At 73.6% G+C, this 20,572-nt stretch carries 18 protein-coding genes; 10 read left to right on the top strand and 8 right to left on the bottom strand.

What is annotated here, in order from left to right; genetic code table 11:
• Together ACFP1K_RS38545 and ACFP1K_RS38540 are read right to left on the bottom strand one after the other, a co-directional pair.
• A partial coding sequence (locus ACFP1K_RS38545) for a serine/threonine-protein kinase (RefSeq protein ID WP_380763051.1) occupies positions 1–1,445 on the bottom strand: 1,445 nt, incomplete at its 3' end.
• Positions 1,446–1,854: 409 nt separating this feature from the next.
• Positions 1,855–2,841, bottom strand: a complete 987-nt coding sequence (locus ACFP1K_RS38540; protein WP_380763049.1) for an alpha/beta hydrolase — start codon at positions 2,839–2,841, stop codon at positions 1,855–1,857.
• A gap of 848 nt (positions 2,842–3,689) precedes the next feature.
• Between ACFP1K_RS38540 and ACFP1K_RS38535 the strand changes: the two genes are divergently transcribed.
• Genes ACFP1K_RS38535 through ACFP1K_RS38525 form a run of 3 tightly spaced genes read left to right on the top strand, consistent with a single transcriptional unit; the run spans position 3,690 to position 5,965 of the window.
• Positions 3,690–4,376: an ABC transporter permease gene (locus tag ACFP1K_RS38535; protein WP_380763047.1), complete on the top strand. Its 687-nt coding sequence runs from the start codon at positions 3,690–3,692 to the stop codon at positions 4,374–4,376.
• Between the two features lie 3 nt (positions 4,377–4,379).
• Positions 4,380–5,177 carry an ABC transporter permease gene (locus ACFP1K_RS38530; protein WP_380763045.1) on the top strand — a complete coding sequence of 266 codons (798 nt, stop codon included), beginning with the start codon at positions 4,380–4,382 and terminating at the stop codon, positions 5,175–5,177.
• Positions 5,178–5,179: 2 nt separating this feature from the next.
• Complete coding sequence (locus ACFP1K_RS38525; RefSeq protein ID WP_380763044.1) at positions 5,180–5,965, top strand: ABC transporter ATP-binding protein; 786 nt, start codon at positions 5,180–5,182, stop codon at positions 5,963–5,965.
• On the opposite strand, the gene ACFP1K_RS38520 is transcribed toward ACFP1K_RS38525, so the two are convergent.
• On the bottom strand, positions 5,959–6,459 hold the full coding sequence (locus tag ACFP1K_RS38520; protein WP_380763042.1) for a hypothetical protein: 501 nt from the start codon (positions 6,457–6,459) through the stop codon (positions 5,959–5,961). The two genes, ACFP1K_RS38525 and ACFP1K_RS38520, sit on opposite strands and share 7 nt — an antisense overlap.
• 312 nt (positions 6,460–6,771) lie before the next feature.
• On the opposite strand from ACFP1K_RS38520, the gene ACFP1K_RS38515 reads away from it, so the two are divergent.
• Together ACFP1K_RS38515 and ACFP1K_RS38510 are read left to right on the top strand one after the other, a co-directional pair.
• A complete protein-coding gene (locus tag ACFP1K_RS38515; RefSeq protein ID WP_380763040.1) occupies positions 6,772–7,347 on the top strand; it encodes an MFS transporter in 576 nt (191 codons plus the stop codon).
• 123 nt (positions 7,348–7,470) lie between these two features.
• Entirely contained in the window at positions 7,471–8,229 is a 759-nt protein-coding gene (locus ACFP1K_RS38510) for a YcnI family copper-binding membrane protein (RefSeq protein WP_380763038.1), read from the top strand.
• 69 nt (positions 8,230–8,298) lie between these two features.
• Here ACFP1K_RS38510 and ACFP1K_RS38505 read toward each other — a convergent pair whose 3' ends face one another.
• Genes ACFP1K_RS38505 through ACFP1K_RS38495 form a run of 3 tightly spaced genes read right to left on the bottom strand, consistent with a single transcriptional unit; the run spans position 8,299 to position 11,493 of the window.
• On the bottom strand, positions 8,299–9,240 hold the full coding sequence (locus tag ACFP1K_RS38505) for an ABC transporter permease (RefSeq protein ID WP_380763036.1): 942 nt from the start codon (positions 9,238–9,240) through the stop codon (positions 8,299–8,301).
• A complete protein-coding gene (locus ACFP1K_RS38500) occupies positions 9,227–10,312 on the bottom strand; it encodes an ABC transporter ATP-binding protein (protein WP_380763034.1) in 1,086 nt (361 codons plus the stop codon). The genes ACFP1K_RS38505 and ACFP1K_RS38500 overlap by 14 nt, the downstream gene beginning before the upstream one ends.
• 2 nt (positions 10,313–10,314) lie before the next feature.
• A complete protein-coding gene (locus tag ACFP1K_RS38495) occupies positions 10,315–11,493 on the bottom strand; it encodes a LolA family protein (protein WP_380763032.1) in 1,179 nt (392 codons plus the stop codon).
• 166 nt (positions 11,494–11,659) lie between these two features.
• Between ACFP1K_RS38495 and ACFP1K_RS38490 the strand changes: the two genes are divergently transcribed.
• The 3 genes from ACFP1K_RS38490 (at position 11,660) to ACFP1K_RS38480 (ending at position 15,265) form a co-directional block, all read left to right on the top strand.
• Complete coding sequence (locus ACFP1K_RS38490; protein WP_449329176.1) at positions 11,660–12,349, top strand: response regulator transcription factor; 690 nt, start codon at positions 11,660–11,662, stop codon at positions 12,347–12,349.
• Positions 12,339–13,718, top strand: a complete 1,380-nt coding sequence (locus ACFP1K_RS38485) for a sensor histidine kinase (protein WP_380763030.1) — start codon at positions 12,339–12,341, stop codon at positions 13,716–13,718. Before ACFP1K_RS38490 ends, ACFP1K_RS38485 begins: the two co-directional genes overlap by 11 nt.
• Before the next feature lie 62 nt (positions 13,719–13,780).
• Positions 13,781–15,265, top strand: a complete 1,485-nt coding sequence (locus ACFP1K_RS38480) for a pyridoxal phosphate-dependent decarboxylase family protein (RefSeq protein WP_380763028.1) — start codon at positions 13,781–13,783, stop codon at positions 15,263–15,265.
• Between the two features lie 5 nt (positions 15,266–15,270).
• On the opposite strand, the gene folP is transcribed toward ACFP1K_RS38480, so the two are convergent.
• Together folP and ACFP1K_RS38470 are read right to left on the bottom strand one after the other, a co-directional pair.
• A complete protein-coding gene (folP, locus tag ACFP1K_RS38475) occupies positions 15,271–16,137 on the bottom strand; it encodes a dihydropteroate synthase (protein WP_380763026.1) in 867 nt (288 codons plus the stop codon).
• A 141-nt stretch (positions 16,138–16,278) separates the two neighbouring features.
• On the bottom strand, positions 16,279–17,145 hold the full coding sequence (locus tag ACFP1K_RS38470; protein WP_380763024.1) for a LysR family transcriptional regulator: 867 nt from the start codon (positions 17,143–17,145) through the stop codon (positions 16,279–16,281).
• An 809-nt stretch (positions 17,146–17,954) separates the two neighbouring features.
• On the opposite strand from ACFP1K_RS38470, the gene ACFP1K_RS38465 reads away from it, so the two are divergent.
• Together ACFP1K_RS38465 and ACFP1K_RS38460 are read left to right on the top strand one after the other, a co-directional pair.
• Complete coding sequence (locus ACFP1K_RS38465; RefSeq protein ID WP_380763022.1) at positions 17,955–18,923, top strand: neutral zinc metallopeptidase; 969 nt, start codon at positions 17,955–17,957, stop codon at positions 18,921–18,923.
• 217 nt (positions 18,924–19,140) lie between these two features.
• Positions 19,141–20,572, top strand: a 1,432-nt coding sequence (locus tag ACFP1K_RS38460; RefSeq protein WP_380763020.1) for an LCP family protein, incomplete at its 3' end; no start/stop codon positions are given.

Here is a 20,572-nt window from a genome sequence, read left to right as displayed (position 1 = left end):
ATGCTCACCGTTGGTTTGGGAGGGGTGCGGGTGGGGCGGGGGCCCTGGGTGCGGGTGGGTTCGCAGGGGCGTTGCCTGCCGCGGCGGTCGGCGCAGGTGGGGGTGGGCTCGGGGTCGGGGGGGCGGGTGGTGGTGCGCTTGCCGGTGGGGCGGGGCATCTGGGACTGCCACGGGTCGCCGGGGTCGCCGGGGTCACCGGTGGGCGAGCCGGAGCGGGTCATGGCGGGGCCGGGGGTGACGGCGATGCTCGGCGGGGTCCCGGGGGCGGTGGAGGCGTGGGGGCCGGAGGCGGCCACGGGGAGGGGGCCGCCGGAGGCACCCGAGGGGGTGCGGGTGTCGTGGAACGGCATGACGAACGGCACGCGTTCGGGGTTGCCGGGGCCGGCGATGGGGTTGATGGTGCTGCCGCCGCTGCCGGCCGCCACGACGGTCACCGCGGCGATGGACACGGTGGCCAGGGCGGCGAAGCCCGCGTGGGAGGCGTGGCCGCGCCGGGCCGCGGCGCGGCGGGCCGCCCGCGCCCCGGTGGTGGCGCCCTCCGGCGCGGCGTCCCCCTCCGGGCCGGTGATCTTCAGCCGTCCGGCGCCGGCCGGGTACGGCACGGGCACCCACAGCTCCTCCAGCACCGCCGCGACGGCCTCACGGGGATCCCAGGACGGGTCCACTCCCCCAGCGTGCAGCAGCGCGCCCAGCAGCGCCGCGGCGTCCGGGCGGGCGCCGGGCTCCTTGGCGAGCGCGGCCGACACCGGGTCCAGCAGCAGCTTGGGCACCGACGCCAGCCGGGGCTGCTCGACCAGGATGCGCCGGGTCAGCACCTCGGCGTCCCCGGCGCCGAACGGGTGGTGGCCGGTGGCGGCGTAGGCGACGAGGCAACCCCAGGCGAACACGTCCGAGGCGGGGATGGCTGCGCCGCCGGTGAGCCGCTCGGGCGCCACCCAGCCGGGGCTGCCCATGATCTGCCCGGCCTGGGTGTGCGCGACGGCTGCGTCGACCTCCCTGGCGATGCCGAAGTCGATGACCCTCGGGCCCTTGGGCGACAGCAGCACGTTGCCGGGTTTGAGGTCGCGGTGCACGAACCCCGCCTCGTGGATGGCGACCAGCGCCGCCGCGGCGCCGAGCGCGACGCCGTACGCCAGGTCCGCCGTCAGCGGGCCGCGTGCCCCGACCACCTGGGAGAGGGAGGGGCCGGGGATGTGCTCGGTGACGAGGTACGGGCGGTCGCGGTCGGTGCCGTCCTCAAGGACGGCGGCGGTGCAGAACGGCACCACCCGGCGCGACAGCTCGACCTCCTCGGCGAACCTGGCGCGCAGCGTCGGGTCGTTGAGGTGGACGGCGTGCGGGGTCTTCAGCGCGACCAGCCCGCCTTCTGGACGCTCGGCGAGGTAGACCACGCCCATCCCGCCCGCCCCGAGACGGCCGAGAAGAAGGTAGCGCCCGATGATCACCGGATCGCCTACCGTCAGCGGCCGGACGCCCGGAGGCGTCCCGCCCGGGGAGCCAGCTCCGCCACGTGCCATCCGCGGGTGCCCTCTCTACGAGTGGTACGGCACAGGCCACTGTGGCCCTCCCGAAGCCCGTTCGGCGGCTGGTAGTTCGAAGCGGCATGAGAGGTTAGATGACTGATACCTGAGAGTAAGTCACTCGCGTGCACAGTGTGACGAGACGGACGGATGTTACAAGGGGCCGAAATCCCCGACAGCCGTCCGTAAAGGACTGGTCACTCTGCTAGAAAGGCACGTCGTACCGCTAGTACGCCCTACTCCCCCGGGACCCATAAGTTACGGACGCCGAGGGTCTATCCGGACACCTCCGGCGGTCTCGGCGGCGCGGGGCCGACGGGGCCGCCGAGAAAGCTCAGGCGGCGTCGGTGGCCTGTCCCGCGGAGGGCTCGGCGGGGGCGGAGACGGCGGTCAGGAAACGGGCGATGTGGCGGAACACCAGCCGGGCCTCGGGGACCACGTCGGCCAGGATGGGGAACACGTGGGGCATGCGGGGCCACTCCTCGTACGTCACCGGGACCCCGGCCTCCCTGGCGCGCAGCGCCACCCGGCGGCCCTCGTCCCGCAGCACCTCGGTGGAGCCTGTGACGATCATCAGCGGCGGCAGGCCCAGGTAGTCGCCGTACACCGGGGACACCAGCGGGTCACGGCAGTCGAGCCCGGCGGTCCAGCGGCGGGCCAGCCACTCGACCCGGCTCGCGGACAGGCTGGGGTCGGCCCAGCGGTTGGCCCGGCGCCGGACGTCGGACAGGTCGGCCCAGGGCGACAGGCAGATGGCGGCGGACGGCACCGGCATCCCCCGGTCGCGCAGCGCCAGCAGCATCGCGAGGGTGAGGTGCCCTCCGGCCGAGTCGCCCGCCACCACGATGCCGGAGGGGTCGTAGCCCCGGTCGAGCAGGTTCTCGTAGGCGTCGAGCGCGTCGGTCAGCGAGTGGGCCAGCGAGTGGACCGGCCCCTGCCGGTAGTCGACGGCGAGCACCGGCCGCCGCGCCATCGCCGACAGCCGCCAGGTGATGGGGCGATGCGTGGCGGGCGAGCAGAAGAAGTAGCCCCCACCGTGGAAGTACAGCACCACCTTGCCCTCGTCCGGCTCCCCCGCCCGCACCCACTCCGAGCGGCACGCCCCCCCGCCCTCCTTGGCGATGGACACCCCCGACGGCACCGGCAGCGGCAGCCGCTCCCCCATCTCGACCAGCCGCGCGAGAACGGTGAGCCCGAGCCCATGCCTGAGCAGCAGCGCGGACGCGGGCTTCGTGGTCCCCCGCAGCAGCCCGTTGAAGACACTGGCCTGCCAGCTCACCGGATACCGGGGATGAACGTCGACATCGATCTCCTGCTGCATACGCGCCGGACCCCCATCCCCCGACCAAGCGGAACGCGGTTCTATCTACTCACCAGTACATCCTGGTTTACATCCCCGTTACATATTTGTCGAGAGTTTGCCCACAGATTTGACCTGGTGAGAGCCCTGTGAGTGGGTCGAGGCATCACCACCACCCCTAGGGGGTATGAGGCAGGAGCCCTCCTTCCCACGGCTCGCGGCCCGGGCCTCGGCAGCGCCGCACATCCGGCGTTCGCCGTCCGGCGGCGCCGCCGGAGCCTCGTCGGGTTCGTCGGGTTGCTTTACCGGCGCCGAGTCGGCGGGAAGTGGTACGGCGAATTCGGCGCCGCCGTGTGGCGGCCCACCAGCCCACCGGAACCCGTCGCGGTGGAGGACCATGAGACCGGCAGGCTCGGGGGTGCGGGGGTGTCCCCCGCTTGAACACAGCCCTTGCGCCATCCGCGCGAAGCGCGTCCTCCGCGAGGACCATTTCACCGGCGCCGCGCACACCACGGGTTGACCACCGTAGGACGGCGCCGGATTCGCCGTACCACTTCCCGCCGTACCGGCGCCGGTTCAAACGACCCCCTGGGCGAGCACGGCGGACGCGAGCACGAGGAACGCCAGCACGGGAACGCCAGCACGGGAAACGCGAGCACGGCGAGACCGGGCTGCGGATGGAGGCCCCGTGGGCCGGGAAAAGCACAGGGCCCGGGGTGGGGATGGACGTTAGGATGGCGTTTTTCGTTGTGACCTGGAGGTGCCTGACCTTCGCGCTCTATATGACTGTGCTCAGGTATGGATTTCGTCGGCATGCCGCCTATGGGGCCGCTGCGGCGGCGGGGGCGTTCACCAATACCGTGTTCGGGGTGTTGCGGGCCTATGTGCTGATCGCGTTGTGGGAGGCGCGGCCGGGGCTGGCGGGGTATGACGTCGTGGACGCGGTCACCTTCTGTTTTCTGACGCAGGGGTTCATCGGGCCGATGCAGGTGTTCGGCGGTGGGCTCGAGCTGGCGCAGCGGGTGCGGACGGGGGACGTGGCGCTCGATCTGGTGCGGCCGGCGTCGTTGCAGATGTGGACGCTCGCCGACGATCTCGGGCGGGCCGGGTTCCTGTTCCTGGCGCGTAGCGTGCCACCCACTCTGGCCGGTGCGGCGCTGTTCGGCATCCGGTTGCCGGACGCGCCGGGGACCTGGGCGGTGTTCGCCGTCTCGATGACGCTCGGCGTCGTCGTCAGCTTCGGGCTGCGGTACCTCATCGCGCTGTCCACGTGCTGGATCGTGGACGACCGGGGGGTGCAGGCCCTCTCACTGGCCCTGACCACCTTCTTCAGCGGCATGATCCTTCCACTGGTGGTCTTCCCCGGGTGGCTCGGCGACCTGGCCAGGGCCCTGCCGTGGGCCGCTCTGATCCAGGTCCCCGCCGACGTCTTCCTCGGCAAGACGGACGTGGCCGCGGCGCTCGGCTTCCAGACGGCGTGGGCCGCGGCACTGCTCGGCCTCGGCGCGCTCGCCACCCGGGCCGCCCGGAGCAAAGTGGTGATCCAGGGTGGGTGAGCGATGATCGAGGCGGTACGCGTGTACGTCCTGCTGGCGGTCACCTGGACCCGCGCCGCGGCGCAGTACCCGGCGTCCATGGCGATGCTCACCGTCGGCGCGTTCCTGATCACCGGCCTGGACATCGCGGCCATCGGCGTGATGTTCGCGCACACCGACACCCTGGCCGGCTTCTCCCTGGCCGAGGTGATGTTCCTGTACGGCACCTCCAGCGTCTCGTTCTCCCTCGCCGACCTGCTGTTCGGCAACGTCGACCGGCTCAGCGGGCACGTCAGGAGCGGCGCCTTCGACTCCATGCTCATCAAGCCGGCCAGCCCGTTCGTGCAGATGGCGGTGGACCGCTTCTCCTTCCAGCGGATCGGCCGCGTGGCGCAGGCGGCGGCGGTGCTGGGCATCGCGCTGCCGCAGCTCGGCGTGCCGTGGGAGCGGGCCTGGATGATCCCGGTGATGCTGGTCTGCGGCGTCGTGCTGTTCGCCGCGGTGTGGACCCTCGGCGGGGCCCTGCAGTTCCTGCTGACCGACGCGCCGGAGGTGGCCAACGCCTTCACCTACGGCGGGGGGCAGCTCACGCAGTACCCCTTCAGCGTCTACGGCGCCGACCTGGTGCGCGGGGTGACGTTCATCGTCCCGCTGGCCTTCGTCAACTGGCAGCCCGGCCTGTACGTGCTGGACCGCCCCGACCCGCTGGGCCTGCCCCACTGGCTGCGCTATCTCGCCCCGGTGGCCGCCCTGCTGCTCGCCTCCCTGGCCGCCCTCGCCTGGCGGACCGGGCTTCGCCGCTATCGTTCCACGGGGAGCTGACCATGATCGAGCTGGACGGGGTGGGCCGGTCGTTCACCATCCGGCGCCGGGTGGGGCGGCTGCGCCGGGAGACCCGCGTCGTGCACGCCGTCCGTGACCTGTCGTTCCGGGTGGAGCCCGGGGAGTTCGTCGGCTACCTCGGGCCGAACGGCGCCGGCAAGTCGACGACCATCAAGATGCTGACCGGCATCCTGGCGCCGACCAGCGGGCGCATCCGGGTGGCCGGGCTGGACCCGTCCCGGCGGCGCACCGCGCTGGCCCGGCGCATCGGTGTGGTGTTCGGCCAGCGGACCACGCTGTGGTGGGACCTGCCGCTGCGGAGCAGCTTCCAACTGATCCGGCACCTTTACAAAGTAGATCAGAAGGTGTTCCGGCGGCGGCTGGACGACCTGTCCCAGGTGCTGGAACTAGGCCCGTTCCTGGACACCCCGGTCCGCCAGCTCAGCCTCGGCCAGCGCATGCGCGGGGACATCGCCGCCGCGCTGCTGCACGAGCCGCCGGTGCTGGTGCTCGACGAGCCGACCATCGGGCTGGACGTGGTCAGCAAGGCGGCCGTGCGCGGCTTCCTGCGCGACCTGAACACCGAGCGTGGCACCACCGTGCTGCTCACCACGCACGACCTCGGGGACATCGAGCGCCTGTGCCGCCGCGTCATGCTCATCGACCACGGCAGCCTGGCCTTCGACGGCACCCTGGAGGACCTCATGGCCACCGCCCCCGGCGAGTCCACCATCGAGGACGTCGTCACCCGCCTGTACACCGAGGGCGCGCGGGAGGCGGCTCAGTAGTAGCCCGCGGGCTCGACCGGCTCCTCCTCGTACGGCTCCTCGGCGTCGTGCCGCCCGGCCCAGCGGGACGGCATCAGGACGGGGATGAACAGCGCCAGGCCGAGCATCGCGAACACGCCCTTGGCCAGCAGGTCCTGCATGCCCTTCCCCGCCTGCACGATGTTCGGGTCCATCGTGGGGTCGGTGGGGGCCAGCCCGAGCGCCCGGGTGACGTCCAGGACGTAGATGACCGTCCAGGCCAGCATCACCATGGACGGGATGAACGTGGCGAGCGGCGAGACCCGCCCGGCCACCACCAGCCCGAGCAGCAGGCCGGCGACCACCATGGCGCCGATCGCGACCAGGGCCTTGGTGTCACGCACCGGGTCGACGGCGGCGGCACCGCCGGCAGTGCTCACCAGACCGCGCATCACGTCCTGTGAGGCCCATCCTGCGCCCGCCGTCAGCACCGCCGTCATGACGATGCCGAGCAGCAGTCCCAGAAAATGCCGCATGACCACCACCTCGCACTCACAGAACCTGCGGTCGCGCGCAACAGTAGCGACAAATCCCTTAAAGCGGCAGACGTTACGACCAGCGGGCAAACCTCCCCCGTCCCCCTCGCCACCAGGCACGCTCCTCCCCCGCACGCCCCACGGACCGCTCCCAGGAATCCGCCTGGACACCGAAACCCCTGCGCCACTGGAACTTTCAGCGCACCCGGGGCCGCGCCGCGCCCGGAAGCGGGCCCGACCGCGACGACGCGCGCGCAGGTCGGCCGGGCGGCGGGACAGGCACCCGGGTGGCGTGACACCATGTGGGGCGTCATGCGTGCCCGCCTCCCACTGCGCCTGGCGCGGTCGGCCGTCTTCACGGTCGTCTGCGTGGCGCTCGCCGTGCTCGGCCACCGGGTCGCCGGCGGCACCGGGCCCGAGTGGTGGGCGGTGGGCGCCGGGGGCGGCGCCGTCACCGTGCTCACCACCCTGGTCGCCGGGCGGGAGCGCTCGCCGCTGACCATCACCCTGTTCCTGGTCGGCACGCAGGCCGGGCTGCACCAGCTGCTCGGCGCCTCGGCCGGCGGTTCCGCGCTGAACCTCCACCTCGCCCACGGCGACGGCCTCGGCGCCGACATCGGCATGCTGGTGGCCCACCTCACCGCCACGCTGATCACCGGCTGGTGGCTCGCGCGGGGCGAGTCGGCCCTGTGGTCGGTGCTGCGGCGGGTCGGCGCGCTCGCCGTGCACGGCCTGCGCCGCGTCCTCGCCCTGCTGTCCGGCGGCCCCGCGGGCGGCCCGTACGGCCGCGCGCCCCGCCCGCCCCGTCATCTCCGGCCGCTCCCGGCCCGCCGGGAGCTGCGCGACTCCGTCCGCAGGCGCGGCCCTCCGCTTCCCTTCGCCTGCTGACACCCCGCGAGCGCACGGCCCGGACCGCCGGGCCGCGATCGCCCCTGGGATCCGCACCCCCCTCATACGGCCGTGCGTGCGTTTCCCGGCACAACCTCTCATCAGTCGAAGTGGAGACCTCCGATGTCCCTGCGTTCCACCGCGCGCCGCGCCGCCGCCGTCGCCGCCGGCACCCTCGCCCTGACCGTGGGCCTTGCCCTGCCCGCGCTCGCCCACGTCACCATCAACCCCGGCTCCGTCGAGAAGGGCAGCTTCAGCAAGGTCGCCTTCCGCGTCCCCAACGAGCGGGACGACGCCTCCACGACCAAGCTGGTGGTGGACCTGCCGGTCGACCACCCGCTGCCGTTCGTGTCGGTGCGCCCGGTGCCCGGCTGGAAGGCCGAGGTGACCGAGAGCAAGCTGCCGAAGCCGGTGCAGTCGAAGTACGGCGAGATCACCAAGGCCGTCACCAAGATCACCTGGTCCGGCGGGAAGATCGACCCGCACCAGTTCCAGGAGTTCGAGGTGTCGCTCGGCGGCCTGCCCGAGGACACCGACCAGCTGATGTTCCCCACGACGCAGACCTACTCCAGCGGCGAGGTCGTCAAGTGGGCCGACGAGCCGAAGGCCGACGGCTCCGAGGCCGAGCACCCGGTGCCGATCCTGAAGCTCGTCGCGGCCACCGGTGAGGACGAGCACGGCGGCGGCGCCACGCACGCCGCCTCGGCCTCGCCCGCGGCCTCCGAGGGCCCGACCCTGCACGCGGAAGCGGCCGCCCATAGCCAGGCGGCCTCGGACGGCACGGCGCGGCTGCTGGCCGGCATCGGCCTCGCCGTGGGCGTGATCGGCCTCGCCGTCGCCGCCCTGGCGCTGCGCCGGGGCCGCGGGACGCCGTCCGCCTGATCCCCCGCGCGGCGGCCGGTGGGAGCGGGCTCGTGCCCCCTCCCACCGGCCGCGGCCCCCGTCAGCGGGTCACGCGGTGATGTCGCGGCTGGTGAAGCGCGACCACGCGATCGAGCCGAACACCAGGATGTAGGCGGCGAAGACCAGCAGGCCCTGGCCGAGCACGTCGGTGGCGACGGGGTCGCGCAGCGCGCCGTCGAACGAGCCCCACCAGGAGGGCAGCAGGTACGGCCGGATCACCTCCAGCTGCGGGACCAGCGTCATGACCTGGGAGAAGACCACGGTCACCACGCTCGCCGCGACGGCGGCGATCGGGACGTCGGTGAGCGTCGAGATCGCCAGCCCGAAGGCCCCGAACGCCGCCATGCCGGCCGTCACGTAGAGGACGACGACGCCGACGCGCAGCAGGCCCTCGAAGACGGAGATGGTGCCGCCGGACAGCAGGGGGACCGGCCCCACGGGGAACAGTGCGAACCCGGTGATCAGCGCGGCGGCGGCCACCAGCGCGCAGCAGACGAACGCGAAGATCGACACGTTGGCGAACTTGAGCAGCAGCAGCCGGGTGCGCCCCGCGGGGGCCGTGAGCAGGTAGCGCAGGGTGCCCATGCTCGCCTCGCCCGCGACGGTGTCCCCCGCGACCACGGCGACGGTGAGCGGGAGCAGCAGCTGCACCAGCATCAGCATCGACGCGAAGGTCAGCATCAGCCCGTTCCCCGCGACCGCCGACACGAACGACGGCGCGTCCTCGTCCCCGCCCACCGTCCGCAGCACGACGCCGAGGATCACCGGCACGCAGGTCACCAGCGCGATCAGCACGATGTTGCGCGGCCTGCGGAACGTCAGCCCGAGCTCCGACCCGAGCAGCCGCAGCCCGGCGCGCACCGCCCCGGGCCTCGACGTCCGCGCGCCGGCGACCGTGCCGGGGACGTCCGGCTCCCCCGGCTCCGCCTCCTCCGGCGCCGGAAGAGGTGGGACGGCGGCGCTCAGCCTGGTGGTGTCAACCGTCGACATCGAAGCCCTCCCCGGTCAGGTCCACGAACACTTCCTCCAGGCTCGGCCGCAGGACGGCGAGGCCGCGGACGGCGACGCCGTCGCCCACGAGCGCGGCGTTGACCCGCTCGGGGAGCACGGTGCCGAGGTCGGCGGTGACCTCGGCGTCACCGGTGCGCAGACCGGTCAGGCCGAGGTGATGCAGCACGGACGCCGCCTGCGCGACCTGCGCGGTCTCCACGCGGACCCGGGGGGCCCGGCGGGCGAGCAGCTCCCCGAGGGGGCCCTGCGCCACCAGCCGTCCCGAGCGCATGACGCCGAGGTCGGTGCACATCTGCTCCACCTCGGCCAGCAGGTGCGACGACACGAACACCGTGGTGCCGTCGGCCGCGATGTCCTTGATCAGCGAGCGCACCTCGCGGGTGCCCTGAGGGTCCAGCCCGTTGGTGGGCTCGTCGAGGATGAGCAGATCGCGCGGGGTCAGCAGCGCCGCGGCGATGGCGAGACGCTGCCGCATGCCGAGGGAGTACGCCCGGTACCGCTTCCCGGCCGCCGCGCCGAGCCCCACCCGGTCCAGGGCGGCGGCCACGCGGAGGCGGACGGTGCGCGGGTCCGCGGCGGGGTCGGCGGCGTCGTACCGCCGCAGGTTGGCCTCGCCGGTCAGGTAGGGGTAGAAGGCGGGGCCCTCGACCACGGCCCCGACCTTCGGCAGCACCGCGGCGAGCCCGTCCGGCACCGGCCGGCCGAGCATCTCGCACCCGCCCCCGGTCGGCCGCACCAGCCCGAGCAGCATGCGGATCGTCGTCGTCTTCCCCGAGCCGTTCGGCCCGAGGAACCCGAACACCGAACCGCCCGGCACCACGAGGTTCAGGTCGTCCACCGCGACCTGCCCGCCGCGGAAGCGCTTGGTGAGCCCTCGCGTCACGATCGCGGGGGCGATCGAGACGGACGCGGCGGACAGAGATGAGGACGTGGCGACGGCGGGCACCATGCGGCGTGCTCCCTCCTCGGCCGGGTGGCCCGGCGGCGTCAAGGCGGCGGACGGGGCGGGGCGGGGGGGCGCCGCCTGGCGCGCCCCCTCACCCGTCGTCATGGTCACTTGTGCCCGGCCGCTTCGGTCAGGGCCTGCGGGGTCACCGCGCCGGCCAGCAGGCGGCCGTCGTCGGTGATCAGTACGGACACCAGCTTGGTCTGGATGACCCGGCCGCTCCCCCACGGGCCGGAGACCGGCTTGCCGGACTTGAGCAGGGTCTCGAGCGCCGCGGCGGGGTCGGCCGCGCCGGGGCGCCGGCTCTCGCCGCCGGACGGCTTGCCGAGGTCGGCCGCCGAGAGCGGCACCTCGGCGACGGTCGCCCACCCGCTGCCGAACGTGCGCAGCTTGCCGGCCGAGGCGGGCGGCCCGCTGTGGCCGCCGGGCGCGCCGGACCACGGGCCGCCGGCGGGCGGGGCGGCCTCGCCGAGGGACTTGTCCTCGACCTTGGCGCCGGGCGGCGGGGTGAACGCGAAGTTCTCCGCCGCCGGGGCGGTGAACACCACCTGGGTGAAGCCGACCTCGATCGCGGGCTCGGCGGTGCCCTTGGCGTACACCTGGACCCGCAGCGGGATGAACTTCTCGCCGTCCAGCGCGAGCCTGATCTCCTTGACCAGCGAGGCGGGCTGCTTGGGGGTGAGCACCAGCTGGTAGGCCGCGCGGCCCGCGACCTGCTGGGCGGGGGCCACGCTGACGGCGGTGCCGCCGTCCTCGGCCGCCTTCAGCGCCTGGGCGGCGAGGGCGTCGGGGGTCAGGGCGGTGAGGGACGTGGGCGGCGCGCTCGGCCTGCCGTGCGTCCCCGACTTCGACAGGGTGTAGCGGGTGGCGGTGTTGGAGTCGCTGCTCCACAGCCACGCGTGGCCCTTGCCGTCGGAGATGAAGTCGGTCTCGCTCATCGACCCGGGCAGCGCCAGCCGCAGGCGGTCGTCGCCGCCGTACCAGACCTTCAGCGTGTGGGAGCCGGACAGCAGGGCCATCGGCGAGCTGCTCGTGCCCCCGGGCAGCGGCAGCGTGGGCAGGCCGAGGGACGCGGTCGCGACCACGGTGCCCGACATGACGGGCGGCCCGGCCCGCTGCGCGTTCCTGGCGGCCTCGGCCAGCAGCTGCGCGGCGGTGCGCTCGGGCAGCGTGGGGTCGCCCTGGACGGCGGCGATGACCGGCCCGGCCGCCAGCGCGCCTCCGATCACGGCCACCACCGCGACCGGGACCCCCCACCTCATCGCACGTGTCGTGTTGTTCGGCATGTCACTCCTCAACGTTATGCCGCCCCCCGTCGTCCGAGGCGGGCAAGAGCAAGACTGCCGCGCGGGCCCTGTGCCGAAGCTGAGACGTGCTGAGAGGCTTCTCAGCCGGGTCTCAGCCGCATCTCAGCGCGGCGGGGCCAAGATGGGAGCCGACAGGGACGTTTTCGTGGAAAGGGTCATGATGCGGGTGCTCGTCGTGGAGGACGAGAGGCGGATGGCCGCCGCGCTGCGCCGCGGGCTGCAGGCGGAGGGCTTCGCGGTGGACCTCGCCCACGACGGCGAGGACGGCCTGCACCTGGCCAGGGAGGGCGACTACGACGTGGTCGTGCTGGACATCATGTTGCCCGGGTTGTCGGGCTACAAGGTGTGCGAGCGGCTGCGCGCCGAGGAGAACTGGGTGCCGATCCTGATGCTGTCGGCCAAGGACGGCGAGTACGACCTGGCGGACGGCCTGGACCTCGGCGCGGACGACTACCTCACCAAGCCGTTCTCCTACGTGGTGCTGGTGGCGAGGCTGCGCGCCCTGATGCGCCGCGGCGCCCGCCGCCGTCCCGCGGTGCTGCGCGCGGGCGACCTGGCGCTGGACCCGGCGGCCCGCACGGTCACCCGCGGCGGCGTGCCGATCGAGCTGACGCCGCGCGAGTTCGGCCTGCTGGAGTTCCTGCTGCGCCGCCCCGGCGAGGTGGTGTCCAAGACCGAGATCCTCGAGCACGTCTGGGACACCTACGACACCGACCCCAACGTGGTCGAGGTGTACGTCGGCTACCTGCGCAGGAAGATCGACGTCCCCTTCGGCCGCAACACGGTCCGCACGGTGCGCGGCGCGGGGTACCGTCTGGCCGGCGATGGCGGCTGACCCGCCCGTCCCGGGCCGGCGGGTGACGGCGCCGCTGGCGTGGTGGCGGCGGCGGAGCCTGCGGCTGCGGCTGACCCTGACGGCGTCGGCGGCGCTCGGGGTGGCGGTGGCGCTGGCGGCGGGGCTGCTGGTGCTGGTGCTGGGACGGGCCCTGATCTCGTCCACCGACGACGTCGCCTACCAGCGGGCCAGGGACGTGGCCACGCTCGCCGACGTGGGACGGCTGTACGACCCGATCAACGTGCCGGACGGCACGATCGTGCAGGTCCTGGACGCGCGCGGGCGCATCACGCACGTCACGCCGGGCGCCGACCGGCTGGTGCCGCTGCTGCCCGGCCGCTCCCGGGGCGCGCCCTCCGGCGGCCGGGGCACGTTCGTGGACGGCGGGCCGTACGGCATCCCCGGCCCGCTGCGGGTCGTGGCCGTCCAGGCCGACCAGGGCCGCACGGTGATCGCCGCCAGATCCTTCAAGGACGTCTCCGACAGCATCACCACGACGATCCACATGCTGCTGGTCGGCACCCCTTTGCTGCTCCTGCTGCTGGCCGTCGCGAGCTGGATGATCATCGGCAGGACGCTGCGGCCGATCGCGGCGCTGCGCCGGGGCGCCGAGGAGGTCAGCGGCACCGCGCGGACCCGGCGCCTGCCGGTGCCGGAGGCCAGGGACGAGGTGCACGACCTGGCGACCACGCTGAACGCCATGCTGGCGCGGCTGGAGGCGGCCGACACCTCGCAGCGGGCCCTGGTGTCGGACGCCGCGCACGAGCTGCGCAGCCCGCTGGCCAGCATCCGCCTGCAACTGGAGGTCGCGCTCGGCCACCCCGAGGGCCAGGACTGGCGGGAGACCGCCGAGGGGGTGCTGGAGGACACCCTGCGGCTCAGCAGGCTCGCCGAGGGCCTGCTCACCCTGGCCCGGCTGGACGAGCGCCGCCGCCCGCACCGGGCCGAGCCGGTCGACCTCGGCGACCTGGTCGCCTCGACCGCCGAGCGGTACGACGGGGCGCAGGTGGTGGTCGGCGCGGTGGAGCCCGCGGTGGTGCGGGGCGACGCCATGGACCTCGGCCGGGTGGTGGTGAACCTGCTGGACAACGCGGTGCGGCACGCCAGGTCCCGGGTGACGGTCGAGCTGCGGCGCCGGGACCGGGCGATGGTCGTGGTGACCGACGACGGCCCCGGGGTGCCCGAGGCGGACCGCGAGCGGGTGTTCCACCGCTTCACCCGGCTGGACGATGCCCGCAGCAGCGACGAGGGCGGCGCCGGGCTGGGGCTCGCCATCGTGCGCGAGACGGTGCTCGCCCACGGCGGCTCGGTCCACCTGGAGGACGCCGGGCCCGGCCTGCGGGCCGTCGTCCTGCTCCCGCTCGCCTGAGCGGCTTCCGTGGTGGTATGTGATCTGATGAAGTGATTCACCACCGGCGCCTGGAGGGGCACGTGCTACCTGAGAACGGTCGGTCCGCCGACGAGCTGCTCGCCGAGATCACGCGGCTGCGGCGGGACGACCTGCAGGTGCGCGGGGGGAAGGTCACCGCGTACGTGTACGACACCGGCCGCGCCGAGGTGCACGACGCGGCGGCCCGGGCGTACGCGGAGATGCTCGAGGTGAACACGCTGGACCCGACGGCCTTCCCGAGCGTCGTCACCATGGAGAAGCAGGTGGTGGGCGCGGTCGCGGAGCTGCTCGGCGGCGGCCCCGGCACCCCCGGCATCTTCACCAGCGGCGGAACCGAGTCCATCATGCTCGCGGTGAAGGCCGCCAGGGACATCCGGGCCGGCGGGGGACGGGCGGGGGCCGCGCCCTCCGAGGGGCGGCCGGACGGCGGACGACAGGACGCGGGGCGGCCGGAGATCGTGGTGCCGGTGACGGCGCATCCGGCGTTCCACAAGGCGGCGCACTACCTGGGGCTCGACGTGGTGGCGGTGCCGGTGGACGCGGGGACGTTCCGGGCCGACCCGGCGGCGCTGGCGGCGGCGATCACGCCCGCCACCGTGCTGGTGGTCGCGTCGGCGCCGTCGTACCCGCAGGGCGTGATCGACCCGGTCGCCGAGATCGCCGCCGCGGCGGCGGCCCGCGGGGTGCCGTGCCACGTGGACGCCTGCGTCGGCGGGTGGCTGCTGCCGTGGCTGTCCGAGGCCGGGGCGGCGGTCCCGCCGTTCGACCTGTCGGTGCCGGGGGTGACGTCCATCTCCTGCGACCTGCACAAGTACGGCTACACCCCGAAGGGCGCGTCGGTCGTGCTGTTCGCCGACCCCGCGCTGCGCCGCGCGGCGTACTTCGCCTCGGGCGCCTGGCCCGGGTACACGATCATCAACTCCACGGTGCAGAGCTCCAAGTCGGCCGGCCCGCTCGGCGGCGCCTGGGCGACCCTCAACGCCCTTGGCCGCGACGGGTACCTTGACCTGGCCAAGAACACGCTGGCCGCCACGCGCCGCCTGATCGACGGCATCGGGGAGATCCCCGGCCTGCGGGTGCTCGGCGAGCCCGAGTCGTCGCTGGTGGCGTTCACCGGGGACGCCGAGGTGGACGTCTTCGTGCTGTCCGACGAGGCCCGCAAGCTCGGCTGGTTCCTGCAGCCCCAGCTGTCCTACGCCGGGATCCCCGCGAACCTGCACATCACCGTCACCGGCGTGACGCTGGCGGGCGTGGACGCGATGCTGGAGGTCATCGCCGCCTCCGCCGGGGCCGCCCGGGAGAAGGGCCCCGCGCTCGTCCCCGAGGGCCTGCCGGAGATCCTCGCGTCCCTGGACCTCGACGCCCTGGACGACGCCACCTTCACCGAGCTGGCCGCCTCGGTGGGCGTGGACCTCGGCGGCTCGGGCCAGCCCGAGATGGCCGTGGTGAACACCGTGCTGGACGCCCTGCCCGCCGCCACCCGCGAGGCCATCCTGATCAGGTTCCTCTCGGTCCTGTACGCCTGAGCGCGTCAGCCCGCGACGTGGGACGCCGCGGCGGCGCGCAGGCGGGTGACGGCCGCGAGGGCCGCGCGGGCGGAGGCGGCGTCGTGGACGCGGAAGACGCGGGCCCCCTGCCACGCGGACACGGCGAGGGTGGCCAGCGTGCCGGCGTGCCGCTCGGTCACCGGGAGCCCGCCCAGCGTCTCGCCGACGAAGTCCTTGTTGGAGACGGCCACCAGGACGGGATGCCCGGTGGCGACCAGCTCGCCCAGGCGGCGGCTGACCGCCAGGGAGTGCCAGGTGTTCTTGCCGAAGTCGTGCGCGGGGTCGATCAGCACGGCGTCCGCGCGCACGCCCGCCCGCACGGCGCGCGCGGCCAGCGCGGTGACGTGCGCCACGACGTCGGCCACCACGTCGTCGTAGCCGACGCGGTGCGGCCGGGTGCGGGGCTCGGCGCGGCCCGCGTGCGCGCACACCAGGCCGATGCCGTGCGCGGCGGCGACCTCCGCCAGGCGGGGGTCGGGCCCGCCCCAGGTGTCGTTGAGCAGGTCGGCGCCCGCCTGGGCGACCACCTCGCCCACCTCGGCACGCCAGGTGTCGACGCTGATCACCAGGCCGGGATGCGCCTCGCGGACGGCGGCGACGAGACCCGCGACGCGACGGATCTCTTCGGCGGTGTCCACGGTGTCACCCGGACCGGCCTTCACCCCGCCGATGTCGACGATGTCGGCTCCGGCGCGGACCGCCTCGTCCACCGCGTCGAGCGCGGCGCCGAAGCCGTACGTCCTGCCCTGGTCGAAGAAGGAGTCGGGTGTGCGGTTGACCACGGCCATGACGGCGAAGTCTCCCGGGGGGAACTCACGGCCGCGCAGGCGCAGGGTGTGCGGAGTGTGCATCACCGCAAGCGTACGCCGGGCCGGGGAAGCGCCGCGCGGCCCCACACCGCGCGGGTGGGCGGCCGTCACGGGCGGGCCGTGGCGTGCGCGTGTCAGCGCAGGCAGGACGGTGCCGGCCGCGTTGGGAACGCTCCAAAACGGTCAGGCCGTGGAAGCGCCCTCTGCCACCGAGAGGAAGTCCTGCGCCATGCCGGGTAGTCGTTTGCGCACGTGCACCAGCGCGATGATGCGGCGCAGCGTCGGGTCGAGGGAACGGACCACCAGCCCCGCCTTGGCGGCCTGGTCGGCCATCCCGCGGTACCCCAGCATCGACGCCGAGGACGCCCGGATCGCCATCGGCCACGAGCCGCGTTCGTCCATCTCGGCCGCGATGACCGGCCGGACGCCGTAGGTGGCGAAGAGCTGCTCGAACTCGCGGCGCCTGGCGCTGCCGGGAGGGGGCAGGACCAGCCGCATGGCGTTCAGGCGGACCATCGGCACCGTGTCGGGCAGGTCGAGGCCGGGCGGCGAGAGCAGCACGATCTCCTGCCGTTCCAGGGGGTGGCTGACCAGGTCGGCGGGGACGGGCAGGTCGGTCAGGCCGAGGTCGGCGCGCTGTTCGCGGATGGCGTTCACCACGCCGTCGCGTCCGTCGCACCGGACCACCTGCACGCGTACCCCCGGATGGTCGGCCACGTAGGCGGGTAACAGGCGGCCCGCCAGCACTGATTCGAGGCTGGGTGGGGACGCGACCCGTAGTTCGCCGCCGGAATGGGTCTGGGTGGCGAGGGCCTCGATCTCGTGGACGGCGTCGAGGGCCTCTCTGGCGAGTTTCACGACGCGGCGGCCCTGGGCGGTCACGACGACTCCCCGGCCGGAGCGTGCGAAAAGCGTCATGCCGAGTTCCCGTTCCAGATCGCGAATGGCACGGGAAAGCGCGGGCTGAGCGATGTACAGCGATCTGGCCGCGTCTGTCATGGTGCGGTGCTCCGCAGTGGCGACCACATAACGGAGCTGCTGCAGATTCATGGAATCGAAGCTAGGGCAGAGAGCCGCGACGATTCCGGAACATCGCGGAGATCACCTCGGATGATTTCAGAATGTAACCAGATACGGCGACATCCGTGACTATTGGGAAATGAGTAGAGTTCTGCCCAAAATGATGCAGAATGTGGATCTTGTGACGGGGGAGATCCGCGCGGTCCAATGGGACCGGTTAGGGGGGTCCGGATATGACCGATAACGGCCATCACCCTCCACCGCCGCCGCCCGGCGGCCGCCATCCCTATCCGCCACCCGTCCCGCAGGACACCCGGGGCCCGCAACCACCTCCCCCGTACCCCCCGCGCGGACCGCACCCCCGACCGCCCCAGGGCACACCCCAGGGGTACCCGCCCCAGCCGTACCCGCCCCAGGCGCCGTATCCACCGGGCGGCCCTCAGCAGGGACCGCCGGGACACCCGCCTCAGCCTCACACGCCGCAGGGCCCGCCGGATCACGGCCCGCAGGGCGCCCCGCCGTACGCACCCCCCTACGCACCCCAGGGCCCGCCGCGGCACGACCCGCAGGGCCGGCCGCCGTACGGACCGCAGGGGCCCGCGCAGCCGTACCGCCCGCCCTACGCGCCGCAGGGCCCCGGGCCGCACGGGTACGGACGGCACGGCGCCGGGCCGCAGGGGCCCGGCGCGCCCGGGCAGCGGTACCCGGCGCCGCCTCCTCCGCCCGCCGGGCAGGCGCCGGTCCCGCTCCCGCCGCCGGGGCCGGGGTGGCGGGCACCCGGGCCGAACGGTGCGCCGGGCGCGTGGCGCCCGCCGAAGCGGGGGTCGGGCGCGGGCGCGGTGATCGGCGGGCTGCTCGGCACGATCGCCGCGGTGTTCGTCCTGCTGGTGCTGGGCTCGGCGCTGCTGTCCAAGGCCCGCATCCCCGACCCGCCGTCGCCGGTGTCGCTGCCGACCTTCGAACCGGTGCCCACGTACGACCCGGGAAGGCCGCGGACCGAGGTGCCGACCCGCCCGCGCGCCACCCCGGCCCCCACCCGCCCGCGCACCGAACGGCCGACCACCCTGCCCGCCCGGGACACCAGCCTGACCCGCAACTCCGTGTACCAGATCAAGGGCCTGCCGCGGCTGGCCTGCCGCGCCAAGGCGACCAACATCTTCAACGACGCCCAGCTGAGGGACCTGATCCTCAAGACGGGCCAGTGCATGAGCCGTACCTGGTCCCCGGCCCTGCGCCAGGTCGGCGTCCCCTTCGCCCCGCCCGGTTACGCGATCAAGGCCCGCGGCGGCCGGGGCCCGTGCGGCGACTTCCCGCAGCGCGGCAGCATCGTGCCGTACTACTGCCCGCGCAACACGACCATCTACGCCTCCACCTCGGCCATCGCGCGCGGGCGCGGGAACCAGCGGGGATACGGCTCGCTGTCCTCCTGGCACGGCTCGATCGTCGGCATGATGTCCCACGAGTACGGCCACCACGTGCAGCAGCTGTCGGGCCTGTCCAACTCCTGGTGGAGCAAGACGCTGAACTCGCGCACCACCGGCGGCAGGCTGGCGCTGAGCCGCCGGTTCGAGCTGCAGGCCAACTGCTTCGGCGGCCTGTGGATGCGGTCGGTGGCCGCGAGCTACCCGATCCCCCCGGCCCGCCGCAACACTCTGTACTACTTCTTCTCCAACGTCGGCGACTGGCCGGGCCGGCCGCGCGACCACGGCTCCCCGCCCAACAGCGGGCGGTGGTTCAAGCAGGGGTACGAGCGCACCCGGGTCGCCCAGTGCAACACCTGGCTCGCACCCGCGGGGACGGTCTCCTGACCAGCGCCAATGCCGTCAGGTGGCCTTGCCGGGCCGGGGTATGACGTCATGTACCCGTAAGCCACTTGTAACCGACCGATTTCCTGATATTGGGTTTGGGTCATTGATGTCCAGGTATGGGGGTTAGAATCCTGGAATTCCGTGGACCACGGGGGGCCGACGAGAGGGCGTTTCGCCTGATGGGCGGCTGGAATCGGAGAGTCAGCAGGGAGCGCTTGTGAGCACGCCTCGTGGCCGTACGACCCCGGAGGCTGCCGACGACCACCCGGAGCCCCCTCCGCCACCTCCCCCGAGCACCCGGCCCCCGGCCCCGGCGCGCGCGCCGCGCTTCGCCAAGCCGCTCACCACGGCGTCCATCATCGGCTGGACCACCCTGTCGGCCGTCCTGCCCGGCGCCGCCCACCTGCGCGCCGGACGGCGGCGCACCGGATTCATCCTGCTCGGGGCGTTCGGCGTGCTGCTGGCCGCCGTGGCGGGCTTCGCGTACCTGGTCAGCTCCGACCTCGGCTTCGCGGCCAAGGACAGCACGCTGGTCGGCCTCATGGTGGCCGCCGGGGTGGGCGCGCTCGGGTGGTTCGCCCTGCTGATCACGTCCTACGTCGCCCTCGGCCCCGACCGCCTCCCGCAGACCGGGCAGATCGTCTCCGGCGTCGTGGTCGGCGTGCTGTGTGTGGGCATCATGGCGCCGTTCGCGCTGACCGCCGGCACGATCATGACGGTGCGCTCCACCGCCAACGCCGTGTTCCCGAGCGAGCCCGAGGACCCCGCGGCCACCCCGATCCGCCAGGAGGACCCCTGGCACGGCCAGCGCCGGGTCAACTTCCTGCTCATCGGCGGCGACGCGGCGGGCAACCGCACCGGCGTGCGCACCGACAGCATGACGGTGGCCAGCGTCGACGTGCGGACCGGCAACTCGGTCATGTTCGGCCTGCCGCGCAACCTGCAGTTCGTGCGCTTCCCCAAGGGCGACCCGCTGGCGGCCCGGTTCCCGCAGGGCTTCACCGGCGACTCCGGGCAGGGCCTGCTCAACGAGGTCTGGCAGTACGCCGAGGACCACCTCGGCAAGGGCAGGGGTCCCCGGGAGCTGAAGGCCGCGATCGGCCACACCCTGGGGCTGCGGATCGACTACTACGTGATCGTCGACATGTACGGCTTCGCCGCCCTGGTCGACGCGATCGGCGGGCTACGGATCCGGGTCGAGCAGGACATCAAGTGGGGCGGCCACTTCGGCACGGCCGGCACCATCAAGGCGGGATACCGCAAGCTCGACGGCGAGCACGTGCTCTGGTACGGCCGCTCCCGGGTGAACAGCGATGACTTCTCCCGGATGTCCCGCCAGCGCTGCGTCATGGGCGCGCTGCTGGAGCAGGCCACACCGAGCGTCGTACTGGCCAACTTCGGCAAGATCGCCACGGCCACCCGCCACCTGTTCCGCACCGACGTCCCACGCGACCTGCTGGAACACCTGGTCCCCCTCGCCCTGAAGGTCAAGGACGCCCGCACCACCAGCCTCCAGTTCGTCCCCCCCACCATCTGGCCCGGCGCCGCCGACTGGCTGAAGATCCGCCGCCTGACCACCCAGGCCCTACGCGAATCCGCCCGCACCACAACCGGCCGCCCCCCCCTGGCCGCCGGCGTGACCGCCACCC

Origin of the sequence: Sphaerisporangium aureirubrum (genome assembly GCF_042658925.1) — a bacterium.
GTDB lineage: Bacteria > Actinomycetota > Actinomycetes > Streptosporangiales > Streptosporangiaceae > Sphaerisporangium > Sphaerisporangium aureirubrum.
This window is presented reverse-complemented; position numbering and strand designations above follow the sequence as displayed.

Excerpts from the sequence above, each read along its gene's own strand:
- ACFP1K_RS38540 (WP_380763049.1), bottom strand. The coding sequence starts at position 2,841 with ATGCAGCAGGAGATCGATGTCGACGTTCATCCCCGGTATCCGGTGAGC.
- ACFP1K_RS38530 (WP_380763045.1), top strand. The coding sequence starts at position 4,380 with ATGATCGAGGCGGTACGCGTGTACGTCCTGCTGGCGGTCACCTGGACC.
- ACFP1K_RS38525 (WP_380763044.1), top strand. The coding sequence starts at position 5,180 with ATGATCGAGCTGGACGGGGTGGGCCGGTCGTTCACCATCCGGCGCCGG.
- ACFP1K_RS38520 (WP_380763042.1), bottom strand. The coding sequence starts at position 6,459 with ATGCGGCATTTTCTGGGACTGCTGCTCGGCATCGTCATGACGGCGGTG.
- ACFP1K_RS38515 (WP_380763040.1), top strand. The coding sequence starts at position 6,772 with ATGCGTGCCCGCCTCCCACTGCGCCTGGCGCGGTCGGCCGTCTTCACG.
- ACFP1K_RS38510 (WP_380763038.1), top strand. The coding sequence starts at position 7,471 with ATGTCCCTGCGTTCCACCGCGCGCCGCGCCGCCGCCGTCGCCGCCGGC.
- ACFP1K_RS38505 (WP_380763036.1), bottom strand. The coding sequence starts at position 9,240 with ATGTCGACGGTTGACACCACCAGGCTGAGCGCCGCCGTCCCACCTCTT.
- ACFP1K_RS38500 (WP_380763034.1), bottom strand. The coding sequence starts at position 10,312 with ATGACGACGGGTGAGGGGGCGCGCCAGGCGGCGCCCCCCCGCCCCGCC.
- ACFP1K_RS38495 (WP_380763032.1), bottom strand. The coding sequence starts at position 11,493 with ATGCCGAACAACACGACACGTGCGATGAGGTGGGGGGTCCCGGTCGCG.
- ACFP1K_RS38485 (WP_380763030.1), top strand. The coding sequence starts at position 12,339 with ATGGCGGCTGACCCGCCCGTCCCGGGCCGGCGGGTGACGGCGCCGCTG.
- folP (WP_380763026.1), bottom strand. The coding sequence starts at position 16,137 with ATGCACACTCCGCACACCCTGCGCCTGCGCGGCCGTGAGTTCCCCCCG.
- ACFP1K_RS38470 (WP_380763024.1), bottom strand. The coding sequence starts at position 17,145 with ATGAATCTGCAGCAGCTCCGTTATGTGGTCGCCACTGCGGAGCACCGC.